Here is an 11,340-nt window from a genome sequence, read left to right as displayed (position 1 = left end):
AAAGTTGGAAAAGGCGCGGGAAAACATCCGTGTCGAAGCGGTCGAACGGGTCGGGATGCGCGGTCTGACGGAGCTGGACGTTGTGCTGCGCCTGCGCAACGACACGGGCTATAAGTTGGTGCTGGACAAGGCTTCGCTCGACATTTTCATGGGTCCGTCGTTCGTCGTGGGGGCGGAGCTCTGCGACCCGGTCACGGCCGAACGCCATACCACGCAGAGCATTGCGACCCGCTGGCGCCTGCGGATTTCGGACCCCTTTACGCTTTACGCTTTTGCGCGGCGCATCCGGCAGCAGCAAATCGCTTCCGTTGCGGTCGACTGCGCGGCGGAGGGCCGATGCGGTCCGGTGCCCTTGAATATTTTCCGCGGGAAGGTCCCTTTGTACGAATTTTTGAATACCTTTGGCGTGGAGTTGGAAGAACTGCAAAACCATTTTGAACCGTGATAAACAAGTATCTGATTGGGCTGCTGGTGTTTGCAGCGGCATTGTGCGGGCGTCCGGCGGCGGCTCAGTCGCTCGGCGCCTTCAAGGGACGGCTGGCCCGGCCTGCGGCGACGCCGTATGCGCAGACCCCGGCCACGGTGACGGTGACCGAATACGGCGACGCAGCGGAAGCGGTGGCCGAGGCATCGCGGAGCGTCCGAACCCCGGCGCTCAAGGCCTATCGGGTGTGCATCTTTTCCGACAATGGCCACAACGCCCGGGCGGGTGCGGCGGCGGCCAAGGAGCTCTTCGAGGAGACGTTCCCCGGCACGCCGGTCTACATGTTCTACGAAAATCCCTATTTCCGGGTGACGGTGGGCAATTGCCTGACCCTTGAGGAAGCCATCATTCTCAAAGGCCGCGTGTCGGGCACTTTCCCCAAGGCTTTTCCCAAAAGCGAGCCGCTTTCGCTGCGCGATTTCCGGTATTGAGCGGCGGTGCGATTCGGAAAAATCTTGGAATTTCCTTGCATATTTCTTACGATTGTCTAACTTTGCGGCGATGTAAAACAACTAATTTCAAACGTTTGAAGCTATGAAAAAGATTTTTTCTTTCGTTGTGGTTCTCGCTGCTGTGGCTATGGTAGGCTGCTGCGGCAACGCCAACAAGAAGGCTGCCGAGGCTGCCGCTGCTGCTGAAGAGACCGCTGTCGTGGAAGCTGCTGCTGAAACCGCTTGCACCGGTGAGTGCGAGAAGTGCGATTCGACGGCTTGCGAGAAGTGCGAAGCTGCTGCCGAATAACCAATCCGGTACGGAAAAAAGAGGGCTCCTGGACGATTCCAGGAGCCCTCTTTTCATTAGAACGAAATACCTACCCGCAGGCCGAAGTTGCTGAGGTTGTCGACCTTGTAGGTGAGCAGGTTGGTGCTGTTGGTCGCGTAGCTGTAATAGAGTGCCAGGTGCAGTCCGAAACGGTAGTTCGGATTGGGGAAGATCGAGACGCCTACTTCGGGCGAGAGGTAGAATCCCCAGGTGTTTTCGTACTGCTTGATAACATAGTAGTACGACGAGAACTGCGAGTAGCAGGCGCCCAGCTTCATCCCGACGTAGGGTTGGAAGATGCTGTCGTTGAGCCAGCTGTAGCGGCCCGTCGCACCGAACGGCAGTTGGAACACGGCGTGTTTCTGGTTGGTCGTCAGCGCCGAGCCGTCGTTCAGGTAGAGCGTCCGGCGGTCGATGTTCTGGAGGTTGGTGTGGAACGAGATGAACGGACCCACGGCCACGGCCGGCGTGATGCGGTAGCCGCCCTCGAAGTTCATGCCCCAGCCCGAAGCCTTGTCGGCGAACGATTTGCCCAGCGGGACGTTGACTTGCCAGTCGATGTTGATGTAGGACTTGGGGAAGATTTGCGCCTGACCGGGCCGGGCAAGGGCCAGCAACAGGGTGCAGAGCGCTGCAATACGGAGGTATTTTGTCGTTTTCATGATTGCTGCGTAAAATGGTGATCGGTTATTCGTAGAGGTAGGGCGATTGCGCGAAAGCCTGTTCGACGGCTTGGAGCGTGCGTTCCTGGTTGAGGCTGGCATTCGAGGTCAGCAGACCGCTCATGAAGCTGTCCCAGACGACGGGCAGGCGTTTGCCCTCGACCCGGGTGGCTTTCAGGTCCATCATTTCGAGCAGCAGCGACCCGGCCGTGTAGCCGTAGTAGACGCGGTAGGGGTAGAACCAGCCCATCCAGTCGCCCCAGTAGCCCGGGCTCCAGTAGTAGGGATAGTACCACCACCAGTAGGGGTTGTTCGAGCCGACGAAGTAGGTTTCGCGTTCCACATAGCTCAGTTGGACGCCTAAGTCGGCGTTTTGTTTTTCGGAAGTCCGCAGGAATCCGGCCGCTTCCAGCTCGAAGGCTACGGTGCCGACGATTTCAAGCGCGTCGGCGTCCTTCCAATATTCGGTTTGTTTGTTGTTGCCGATAATCAGAATGCTGTCGGGCAGATAGAAGGTCTCGAAAGCCGCGAAGTCGGCGGCGCGGTCGCGGTCGGTGTAGACTAAGTACTCCCGGTGCAGGGCCGATGTCGACGGATCCTTCTGGCACGAGCTGACCGCAGCTGCGAGCAGTGCGATCGCTAAGAAGTGAATGGTTTTGACGGTCATGGTTTTTCAGATTTATGGTTTGCTGTCGGGCGGAATGTTTCAAAATTCGTTCCGCAAGCGGTTGTGTGCTCCGGAAAAACCGGACGGGTCATAAAAAAAGACGCTCTCTGCGAAGAAAGCGTCCGAACGAAAACGGTTGCGCACCGTTAGCGGTATCGGTGGGAAATCAGCGTCATGAACTCTTCGCGCGTGCGGTGGTCCGAAAGGAAGATGCCCGTGAACGCCGAAGTCGTCGTCGCCGACTGTTGTTTCTCGATGCCGCGCATCTGCATGCACATGTGGCTCGCTTCGATGACCACCGCCACCCCCATCGGGTTGAGCGCTTCCTGGATGCAGTCGCGGATTTGGACGGTCAGCCGTTCCTGTACTTGCAGCCGCCGGGCAAAGCACTCCACTACACGGGCTATCTTCGACAGGCCCGTAATGCGGCCGTCGGGGATGTAGGCCACGTGGGCTTTGCCGTAGAACGGCAGCATGTGGTGTTCGCAGAGCGAGTAGAGTTCGATCTCCTTGACCAGCACCATCTGTTTGTATTCTTCGCGGAACATCGCCGAGCGGAGGATTTCGAGCGGGTTTTCGTCGTAGCCTTTCGTCAGGAACGACATCGCCTTGGCCACCCGTTCGGGGGTCTTCAGCAGTCCTTCGCGGGCCGGGTTCTCGCCCAGGAGGCGCAGGATTTCGCTATAATGGCCGCGGAGCGCTTCGACGGTCGCGGCGTCGAAACGTTCTTCCTTTTCGTAGTTTTTTGTCTCCATAGGGCCGCGAAGTTAGGTTATTTCTCGATGGAATGCAAATAGGCGGCAAGTTTGCGCACGGCACGGCCGCGGTGCGACACGGCGTTTTTCTCGGCCGCGTCCATCTCGGCGAACGTCTTGTCGCCGCCTTCGGGTACGAACAGCGGGTCGTAGCCGAATCCTTCGGCGCCGCGTTCGGCGGGGATGATATGTCCCTCGACAATGCCCTCGAACAGGTGTTCTTCCCCGTTGAGAATCAGCGCGATGACCGTGCGGAACCGGGCCCGGCGGTTCGTTTTTCCCTCTAAGTTTCGCAGCAGCAGCCGATTGTTGGCCGCGAAGTCGTGACCGTCGGTGGCGTAGCGGGCCGAGTGTACGCCCGGGGCTCCGCCGAGCGCTTCGACTTCGAGCCCCGTGTCGTCGGCAAAGCAGTTGCGGCCCGTGCGGGCGTGCAGGTAGCGGGCCTTTTGCAGCGCGTTGCCTTCGAGGGTGGGCTGTGTTTCGGGTATCTCTCCGGTCACTCCGCAGTCACGCGGGGTCACCAGGCGGTAGCCGTCGCCCAGCACGGCGCTTGCTTCGGCCAGCTTGTGGGCGTTGTTGGTGGCGAAAAGGATTTCCATTTGTTTCAGTACCAATAAGTTTTGCCGTGGGAGCCGTATAAGATCACTACTTGGTCATCGTCGACATATCGGGCGTCGACCTCCACTTCTTCGTGGTCGATTGTCGCGGTCAGCTTCAGTTTTCCGCGTTGGAACTGCAAGCGTTTTTCCGAATTGTATTTCAGCGGTTCGAGTGTTTCGTAGGCGACGGTTCCGAAATCGGGGGAGTAGACCCCTTCGGACAACTTGCCCGTGCCGTTGATTCTCAGTTCGCACCAGTAGCGGGTCGGGCCGTCGGGCTGCGGCTGGTTGCAGTAGAACGGCGTCACCGACCATTGTTGGTTGCCGTCGGGGAGCCGGAGGTCGTAGGTATCCGGTCCGGTTTCGTGCTTGCGGCAGCTGATTGTCGGCATCTCGCTTTCCAGGCAGCTTTGCGAAGAATAGGCATATCGCCAGACGGCCCCTTCGGCCGAGAGCGGCTGCCCGCCGGTGTAGATAATCAGGTCGCTGGTGCCGTCGATAATGTGGCATGCGTCGTCGGAAATGACGATGCGCGAGGAGTAGAAATAACGATTGTGCACGACTTCCCGCTCCTCTTCGGAGGCGGAGTAGTAGAGGTCGAAAAGCAGCACGCGCGTCGCATCGGCGGCCGTTTCCCCGAGGCAGCGGTTCGCTTCCCGGAATATGTAGAAGCCCTCTCGGGTCGGGTCGAAATTTTCGGCCTCATGGATTTTGCAGCCCGTCAGCGCGGCCGCGGCCGCCAGCCATATCAATGCCCGTTTCATTTTGCACGCATGTTTTGAGGTTTGAACTTGTAGCCGACACCCATCATGAAGACGCCCTGCGCGCCCAGTCCCAGTTCGGCGAATCCGAACAGCGAGCGTCCCACCGAAATGCCTATCGGCGTGAGCTGAAAGGCGAGGAAGCCATTGCGGAAGCGGTCCGAATTGTGGTCGAAGCGTCCGCCGGAGAGCGTCGCTCCGAGCCCCAGCGTCGAGTACATGCGCACCCAGCTGGAGTTGACCCACGTGAAGCGCACAACGGGCATGACCGTGAAAGCATGGGCCCGGTTGCGGCCGACAGGCGAAAAGTCCCTGTTGCTGTACGAGCGGCTGTATTTGCCGTAGTAGCTGAGCGTCACCCCAAGGTCGAACCACTTCTTGAACCGATAGTCGTAGGTCAGCGACCAGGTTCCGCTCGTGTAGACCGGGCCGCGGTGGGTTCGGTCGTAAAAGACTCCGTCGGCGCAGCCCTCCCAGTCGAACATGGAGGGCAGAATCGGGTAGGCTCCGACGGTCAGGCGCAGTTCGTGTTGCGGAGTGAACGGCCTGCGCACTCGGATGGCGGCCGGTTCTTCCTGCGCGAGCAGTCCTGCGGGCATGGCCGCCAGCAAGAGCAGCAGTAGTAGTTTCTTCATAGGTTCGGGGTCTTGGCAGGTTTCGGTTACAAATATAGGATAATTCCCCCCCCCTGCAAGAAACCGGCGGTTTATTTGCCGTCGGGCTCCGGATTTTCGGCCCGCGCTTGCCGGGGGCCGGGTCAGAAGATGGTTTCTCGCTTCTGGAGTTTTTCGTCGAGGTCGAGCTTGTCGATAATCAGCTTGACGAGCGTGTCGATTTTGGAGCCCTCCGAATAGTCGGCCGGACAGACGTGGTTCACGCGGTTGTCCTGGATGAGCGACGCCATCTCCTTGTGGGCTCCTTTCTGTTCGGGGTTGTAGACGGCGATGGAGTGGCCGCCGTAGTTCTTGACCAGCCGCATGCAGGGGATGTCGGTGGTGCCGTCGCCGACGTAGATCATCCGGCTGAACGGCACGGGACGTTCGTTCTCGGGGATGTAGCGGTTGACCAGCTTGGAGTCGGAGACCGATTCGACCCCCTTGTTGATTTTGAAGATGAACTGCGTCTTGTTGGTGTAGTTGACCGCCACGGCGGGCCAGTAGGCGATGCCGTCCACGTCGTAGAGGAACGAGCAGGCGTAAATCTTGCGGAATTCGCGGGCTATTTCAGTCCCCTCGATAATCTCTTTCAGCCCCGACGAGTTGATATAGTGGAGGATGCGGATGCCGCGCTCGGCGCCGTAGCGGTTGATGCGTGCGAACCACTCTTTCACCCCGCGGAACAGGGCGACCTTGCGTCCCGATTCCTGGAAGGCTTCGCGGCGGAGCGACAGCCCCTTGGACTTGGCGCCCTGAATCATGCGGGCCATGTAGGTGAGCACCATGTCGGCGTCCTGCTCTTCGGCCAGCGAGTTGGCTTCGGTCCAGAATTCCTTGTTGCTTTTGCCCACGGCGGGGATGAAGTCGTATTCCTGCATGTTGCCGGGGGCCAGCGTCCCGTCGAAGTCGTAGATCAGGGCGATGGTGAAACGGTAGGTGTCGTTCATGGTGAAAGGATATTTTGCCATTCAAATATACGCTTTTTTCATTATCTTTGCAAGAAGCGCTCGAAAACAACAGCTTATGGAGTTCAAGGAAATCATACGCATGCGCCGTTCGGTCCGCAAGTTCAAGGCGGAGCCCGTGCCCCGGGCTGTGGTGGAACGGTTGCTCGCCGTCGCTTTGTCGGCCCCCTCGTCGCGCAATACCCGTTCGACGCGGTTTTTGGTGGTCGACGACCCGGCCGCCGTGGCCCGGATGGCCGGGATGCGCGATTACGGCGCAGGGTTCATGAAAGGGGCACCGCTGGCTGTCGTGGTCCTGGGCGAGACGGCCAAGACCGACCTTTGGCGCGAAAACTGTGCCATCGCGGCGACGCTGCTGCAGCTGGCCTGCGTGGACGAGGGGTTGGCTTCGTGCTGGGTCCATGTCGACGGCCGCCCGCGGCTCAAGGATGCCCCCGACGGGGAAATGGCGGCCGATTATCTGCGGAGTTTTCTGCCAGTTCCCGACGGCTGCGAACCTCTGTGCACCATCGCTTTGGGTTATTCCGATTTCGTTCCCGCGCCCCTGCCCCCGGCCAACGACAAGGCAAGGGTGACTTGGCTGAAGTGAAAAGTGAAAGGTGCAGGTAAGCGGAATTGAAACTTGCTGCGCGATTGAAAAAGAAAGGTGAAAGGAGCAAAAGCCCTTTCACCTTTTTCAGTCAGATGCGAAAAGCATTCGGATAGACTTTTCACCTTTGACCTTTCACTTTTAACCTTTCACTTTTCACCTTATTTCTCCACTGGCTTGATGTCCTTGATGCGCAGTTGCGTGGTGACGCAGCCGCGGTAGTGGTTCTCGACAATCTGGTAGCATACGTCGATGGGCTTGCCCGCGCGGACCCATTGGTAGTGGGTGGGTTGCTGGAACGCAATCGACTGGATTTTGGTGTTGGGCTTCTGCCGCTGCATCAGGTCCATGCGCAGGTGTTCGCACTCCATGCCGACCAGCTTGGCATCGCCGTGGTTGCTCACGCCGTAGGTCACGAAGACCGGGGCCGCGTTGCCGGGGCCGAAAGGCTGGAAGCGGTTGAGGTGGTCGCGGAACTTGGGCGTGATGTCGGAGAAGAGCAGTTCGCTGTCGATGTCGACCTGCGGAACCAGCATCTGCGGGTCGATGTGCTGTTCGACGAAATCGTTGAACCGCCGTGTGAATTCCTCGACGTTCTCGGGTTTCATCGTCAGCCCCGCGGCATACATGTGTCCGCCGAAGTTTTCCAGCAGGTCGGAGCACGATTCGACGGCCTGGTAGAGGTCGAAGCCCGGTACCGAGCGGGCCGAGCCCGTCACGAATCCGTTGCTCATGGTCAGCACGACCGTGGGCCGGTAGTAGGTCTCTATCAGCCGCGACGCGACGATGCCGACGATCCCTTTCATCCACTTCGGATTGTAGATGACGGTGCTTTTGCGGCGTTTCAGTTCGGGGTTGCTCTCGATGTAGTTGTGGGCTTCCTGCGTCACGGAGCGGTCTATCGACTTGCGGTCCTGGTTGTAGGCGTCGATGACGTTGCCGAATTCTTCGGCGACGCTCTCGTTGCCCTCGATCAGCAGTTCCACAGCCGCATGTCCGCCCGACGGAGACGCGTTTTCGTCCGTCTCGTCCATCCGCATGCGGCCTGCGGCGTTGATGCGCGGGCCGATTTTGAACACGATGTCGTCGATGGTGATGTTGTGCTTGTCCAGTCCGCAGATTTTGATGATGGAAAGCAGTCCTTTCGACGGTTCGCGGTTCAGGTACTTCAGCCCGAAGTGGGCCAGGATGCGGTTTTCGTCGACCAGCGGCACGATGTCGGAGGCGATGCTGACGACCAGCAGGTCGAGCAGCCCGAGAATCCGCTCGAACGGAATGCCGTTTTTCTGGGCATAGGCCTGCACGAGCTTGAATCCCACGCCGCAGCCCGACAGTTCGTCGAACGGGTAGGAGCAGTCGACCCGCTTGGGGTCCAGTACAGCTACGGCACGGGGGATCTCCTCGGCCGGAAGATGGTGGTCGCAGATGATGAAATCCACGCCTTTCTCTTTGGCATAGACGACCTTTTCCGTGGCCTTGATACCGCAGTCGAGGGCGATGATGAGCCCCACGCCCTTGCGGGCTGCGAGGTCGATGCCCTTGACCGAAATACCGTAGCCTTCGGTGTAGCGGTCGGGGATGTAGAAAGTCAGGTTCTGGTGCCCGAGCTGGCGGAGGAACTTGTAGACCAGCGCCACGGCCGTGCAGCCGTCGACGTCGTAGTCGCCGTAAACCATGATTTTCTCATTGTTCGCGACGGCCCGTTCGACCCGTTCGACCGCCTTGTCCATGTCCTTCATCAGGAACGGGTCGTGGAGGTCGGCGAGGGTGGGCTTAAAGAACTTTTCCGCCTTTTCTACGGTGTCTATGCCTCTCTGTACGAGTAGATTGGCCAGCACAGGCGAGAGTTTCAGCGCGGCCGCCAGCGCAGCCACCGCTTCGGCATCGCCCTGCGGCTTCACTACCCAACGTTTTTCTATGGGCATATGAACTATTATTTATATATTTTAACATTTACTTTCTTCTTTTTCCGGCGGACGGCCGTTTCGCCGACCGTTCGTTTTGTTTTGGCATGCAGGCCGCAGTTTCGTTCCGCGACACCCGCAAGGCTTCGGCCCGATAAGGGTCAGATTCGTATTTCAACGCCCAGCTGTTCTCCCAATTCTTCGAGAACCAGCCGTTTGACTTCTTCCATGGCGACTTCGCGCCTTGTTTCGCGGGCCATCGAGGTCACGCCGCGGTCGCTGAATCCGCACGGGTTGATCCGCGAAAACCACTCCAAATCGGTGTCGACGTTCAGCGCGAACCCGTGCATGGTTACATAACGCGATGAGCGGACGCCTATTGCGCAGATTTTGCGGGGCGCATCCCTTTTTATTCGGACCGTTTCTTCGGTACTTTTTCCGGCGCTCCGTTCCTCTTTGGCGCTTTTTTCGTCGGTCTGCTCCTCTGCGGCGTTTTCCTCTGCGGCGTTTCTTCCGTCAGTCTCTGCGTCCTTGCTCTCTGCGGCGTTTCTTCCGTCGGTTTCTTCCGCGTTCCTTTCCGTTTCGGCGCTTCGTTGTTCTTCCGGTCCTCCGAGCCACACGCCCGAAGCTCCGTCTATACGCCCCGCCGCAATGCCGTAGTGCGCCACCACGCGGATGACCGTTTCTTCGAGCCGGCCGATGTATTCCCGCAGGCCGATTCCGAGCCGTTCGAGGTCGAGAATCGGGTAGCAGACCAGCTGTCCCGGTCCGTGGAACGTGATGTCGCCGCCGCGGTCTATGTGAAAGAACTGTGCTCCCAGTTGCTCCAAGGCTGTGCGGCCCACCAGCAGGTTTTCTGCGTGGCCGCTTTTGCCCAGCGTGTAGACCGGGGGGTGTTCGACCAGCAGCACCGTGCCCGCGTCGTCCGGCCTTGTGTCTGTCTTGTCTGCCGCAGGGCCGCTTTCTTTCGCCCCGCAGCCGTTCCGCCGTCGGTTTTTCTCCGCGAGGAGTTCCTCGAACAGCGTCCGCTGCAATTCCCAGCAGGCGGCGTAGTCCATCGGTCCGAGGTCGCGGCAGCGGACTTTCATGCCTCGGAGCCTTTCGCTTTGCGGAGCGCTTCTTCGGCCATGTACGACGATCGCACCAGCGGCGCGCTCGCACAGTAGCTGAAGCCCATTTCCAGAGCCCGGAGCCTGTACCAGTCGAATTTTTCGGGAGCGAGATACGCCGCAACGGGATAGTGCTCCAACGAAGGCCGAAGGTACTGGCCGAGCGTCACGATGCCGACCCCTGCCTGGCGCAGGTCGTGCAGCGTTTGCAAAACTTCCTCATCGCTCTCGCCGAGGCCGACCATCAGACCGCTTTTGGTCACGGCGCCCCGTTCGCTCAGGTGGCGCAGTGTCTCCAGACTGGTCCGATAGGTTGCTTTGGAGCGCACCAGCGGCGTCAACCTCTCGACGGTTTCGATGTTGTGCCCGATGATGTCGGGCTTCGGCGCGACGACCACGTCCAGCAGGTCGGGCCGTGCGTCGAAATCGGGAATAAGGAGCTCAATGGCGGCGTCGGGATTCTGCTGTCGGACGGCCTCCACGGTCGCGGCCCAGTGGTGGGCTCCGCCGTCGGGGAGGTCGTCGCGCGTCACAGACGTTACGACGACATGCCTAAGTTTCATCAGCGCAGCGCTTTCGGCAACCCGTCGGGGTTCGTCGGCGTCGGGGGCAAGGGGCCGGCCGGTCTGCGTGGCGCAGAAGCGGCAGCCGCGCGTACAGATTTCGCCCAGAATCATGAAAGTCGCGGTCCTCCGGCTCCAGCATTCGGCCTGATTGGGGCAACGGCCGCTGCTGCAAATGGTGTGCAACTCGTGTTTTTCGACGATCCGTCGCACGTCGGCGTAGTCGGCCGTGCGGTGCAGACGGATTTTCAGCCATCCGGGTTTTCTGAGTGCGTCTACCTTGTCATGGAACTTCGGCATTTAAGTTCACTATTTTCCAATTGATGCAAAAATAGGAAAAATAATCGACATTTCCCCGGAAAATCCCGATTATTGCTTCCCGTTCGTAAGAATCTTCGGCACAGCCGTTCCGCAGGGGGATTTTTTTTCGTCGATGAAAAGTGAAAGGTCCAAGGTCAAAAGTGTTTTCGCTTTCGGTCCTCCTTTTCTCTTTAGTCCTACTTGTCCCTCCTTTCTCGTTTTGCCCCGTTTTTGTCATTCAGACCGTCTTTTTCTCCTTTGTTCTTTTACTCTGCTCTTTCTCTTTTGTACCATCCCTTGCCATTCAGTTCGTCCCCCCTGTCATTCTGAGGAGCCCTCTCCCCGTCATTCCGAGCACCTGCGAGCCCTCCCCTCTGTCATTCTGAGGAGCGTAGCGACGAAGAATCTAATACAAGGTCATTCTGAACGGAGTAAAGAATCTATTTCTACGCTAAACTTTTGCGAGCAACTCGCAGTTCTATTTTCCTTTTCTCGTACTTTCTTGTGCAAGAAAGTACCAAAGAGCTTTTGCACGGTGAAAATGGCGGCATCCGTCTTCGGTCG

14 protein-coding genes are annotated in these 11,340 nt (G+C 58.9%); 4 read left to right on the top strand and 10 right to left on the bottom strand.

Annotated elements, in window-relative coordinates:
* Positions 1 to 4 precede the first annotated feature (4 nt).
* The 3 genes from NFR47_RS08240 (at position 5) to NFR47_RS08230 (ending at position 1,225) form a co-directional block, all read left to right on the top strand.
* Positions 5 to 445: a hypothetical protein gene (locus NFR47_RS08240; protein ID WP_251215101.1), complete on the top strand. Its 441-nt coding sequence runs from the start codon at positions 5 to 7 to the stop codon at positions 443 to 445.
* Complete coding sequence (locus NFR47_RS08235; RefSeq protein WP_251215100.1) at positions 442 to 915, top strand: hypothetical protein; 474 nt, start codon at positions 442 to 444, stop codon at positions 913 to 915. The genes NFR47_RS08240 and NFR47_RS08235 overlap by 4 nt, the downstream gene beginning before the upstream one ends.
* Positions 916 to 1,018: 103 nt before the next feature.
* Positions 1,019 to 1,225, top strand: coding sequence for a hypothetical protein (locus tag NFR47_RS08230; protein WP_251215099.1), 207 nt, complete (start codon positions 1,019 to 1,021; stop codon positions 1,223 to 1,225).
* A 56-nt stretch (positions 1,226 to 1,281) separates the two neighbouring features.
* Here the strand turns inward: NFR47_RS08230 and NFR47_RS08225 are convergent, their stop codons facing one another.
* From NFR47_RS08225 to NFR47_RS08195, 7 genes are all read right to left on the bottom strand, one after another.
* The gene (locus NFR47_RS08225; protein WP_251215098.1) at positions 1,282 to 1,908 is read right to left on the bottom strand and encodes an outer membrane beta-barrel protein; all 627 of its coding nucleotides are present in this window, start codon (positions 1,906 to 1,908) and stop codon (positions 1,282 to 1,284) included.
* Between the two features lie 25 nt (positions 1,909 to 1,933).
* Positions 1,934 to 2,575 (bottom strand): DUF4136 domain-containing protein, encoded by a 642-nt coding sequence (locus NFR47_RS08220; protein WP_251215097.1) that lies wholly within the window; start codon positions 2,573 to 2,575, stop codon positions 1,934 to 1,936.
* 146 nt (positions 2,576 to 2,721) lie between these two features.
* The gene (gene folE, locus NFR47_RS08215; RefSeq protein WP_251215096.1) at positions 2,722 to 3,330 is read right to left on the bottom strand and encodes a GTP cyclohydrolase I FolE; all 609 of its coding nucleotides are present in this window, start codon (positions 3,328 to 3,330) and stop codon (positions 2,722 to 2,724) included.
* A gap of 17 nt (positions 3,331 to 3,347) precedes the next feature.
* A complete protein-coding gene (gene rdgB, locus NFR47_RS08210) occupies positions 3,348 to 3,929 on the bottom strand; it encodes an RdgB/HAM1 family non-canonical purine NTP pyrophosphatase (protein ID WP_251215095.1) in 582 nt (193 codons plus the stop codon).
* 5 nt (positions 3,930 to 3,934) lie between these two features.
* A complete protein-coding gene (locus NFR47_RS08205) occupies positions 3,935 to 4,693 on the bottom strand; it encodes a hypothetical protein (protein ID WP_251215094.1) in 759 nt (252 codons plus the stop codon).
* Positions 4,690 to 5,325 carry a hypothetical protein gene (locus tag NFR47_RS08200; RefSeq protein WP_251215093.1) on the bottom strand — a complete coding sequence of 212 codons (636 nt, stop codon included), beginning with the start codon at positions 5,323 to 5,325 and terminating at the stop codon, positions 4,690 to 4,692. Before NFR47_RS08200 ends, NFR47_RS08205 begins: the two co-directional genes overlap by 4 nt.
* Positions 5,326 to 5,447: 122 nt before the next feature.
* On the bottom strand, positions 5,448 to 6,314 hold the full coding sequence (locus tag NFR47_RS08195; protein ID WP_251215092.1) for an HAD family hydrolase: 867 nt from the start codon (positions 6,312 to 6,314) through the stop codon (positions 5,448 to 5,450).
* Positions 6,315 to 6,369: 55 nt separating this feature from the next.
* Between NFR47_RS08195 and NFR47_RS08190 the strand changes: the two genes are divergently transcribed.
* The gene (locus NFR47_RS08190; RefSeq protein WP_251215091.1) at positions 6,370 to 6,900 is read left to right on the top strand and encodes a nitroreductase family protein; all 531 of its coding nucleotides are present in this window, start codon (positions 6,370 to 6,372) and stop codon (positions 6,898 to 6,900) included.
* Positions 6,901 to 7,061: 161 nt separating this feature from the next.
* Here the strand turns inward: NFR47_RS08190 and recJ are convergent, their stop codons facing one another.
* The 3 genes from recJ to lipA form a co-directional block, all read right to left on the bottom strand.
* Complete coding sequence (recJ, locus tag NFR47_RS08185; protein ID WP_251215090.1) at positions 7,062 to 8,825, bottom strand: single-stranded-DNA-specific exonuclease RecJ; 1,764 nt, start codon at positions 8,823 to 8,825, stop codon at positions 7,062 to 7,064.
* A gap of 140 nt (positions 8,826 to 8,965) precedes the next feature.
* Positions 8,966 to 9,892, bottom strand: coding sequence for a lipoyl(octanoyl) transferase LipB (lipB, locus tag NFR47_RS08180; RefSeq protein WP_251215089.1), 927 nt, complete (start codon positions 9,890 to 9,892; stop codon positions 8,966 to 8,968).
* Entirely contained in the window at positions 9,889 to 10,776 is an 888-nt protein-coding gene (lipA, locus tag NFR47_RS08175; protein ID WP_251215088.1) for a lipoyl synthase, read from the bottom strand. Before lipA ends, lipB begins: the two co-directional genes overlap by 4 nt.
* Positions 10,777 to 11,340 lie beyond the last annotated feature (564 nt).

This window comes from Alistipes muris (assembly GCF_943193205.1).
In the GTDB taxonomy this organism is placed as follows: Bacteria; Bacteroidota; Bacteroidia; order Bacteroidales; family Rikenellaceae; genus Alistipes; species Alistipes muris.
The sequence above is the reverse complement of the archived record's forward strand: the minus strand, read 5'-3'. Positions and strand labels throughout refer to the sequence as shown.

Coding starts and splice junctions, on each gene's coding strand:
- NFR47_RS08230 (WP_251215099.1), top strand. CDS start 1,019: ATGAAAAAGATTTTTTCTTTCGTTGTGGTTCTCGCTGCTGTGGCTATG.
- NFR47_RS08225 (WP_251215098.1), bottom strand. CDS start 1,908: ATGAAAACGACAAAATACCTCCGTATTGCAGCGCTCTGCACCCTGTTG.
- NFR47_RS08220 (WP_251215097.1), bottom strand. CDS start 2,575: ATGACCGTCAAAACCATTCACTTCTTAGCGATCGCACTGCTCGCAGCT.
- folE (WP_251215096.1), bottom strand. CDS start 3,330: ATGGAGACAAAAAACTACGAAAAGGAAGAACGTTTCGACGCCGCGACC.
- rdgB (WP_251215095.1), bottom strand. CDS start 3,929: ATGGAAATCCTTTTCGCCACCAACAACGCCCACAAGCTGGCCGAAGCA.
- NFR47_RS08205 (WP_251215094.1), bottom strand. CDS start 4,693: ATGAAACGGGCATTGATATGGCTGGCGGCCGCGGCCGCGCTGACGGGC.
- NFR47_RS08200 (WP_251215093.1), bottom strand. CDS start 5,325: ATGAAGAAACTACTACTGCTGCTCTTGCTGGCGGCCATGCCCGCAGGA.
- NFR47_RS08195 (WP_251215092.1), bottom strand. CDS start 6,314: ATGGCAAAATATCCTTTCACCATGAACGACACCTACCGTTTCACCATC.
- NFR47_RS08190 (WP_251215091.1), top strand. CDS start 6,370: ATGGAGTTCAAGGAAATCATACGCATGCGCCGTTCGGTCCGCAAGTTC.
- recJ (WP_251215090.1), bottom strand. CDS start 8,825: ATGCCCATAGAAAAACGTTGGGTAGTGAAGCCGCAGGGCGATGCCGAA.
- lipB (WP_251215089.1), bottom strand. CDS start 9,892: ATGAAAGTCCGCTGCCGCGACCTCGGACCGATGGACTACGCCGCCTGC.
- lipA (WP_251215088.1), bottom strand. CDS start 10,776: ATGCCGAAGTTCCATGACAAGGTAGACGCACTCAGAAAACCCGGATGG.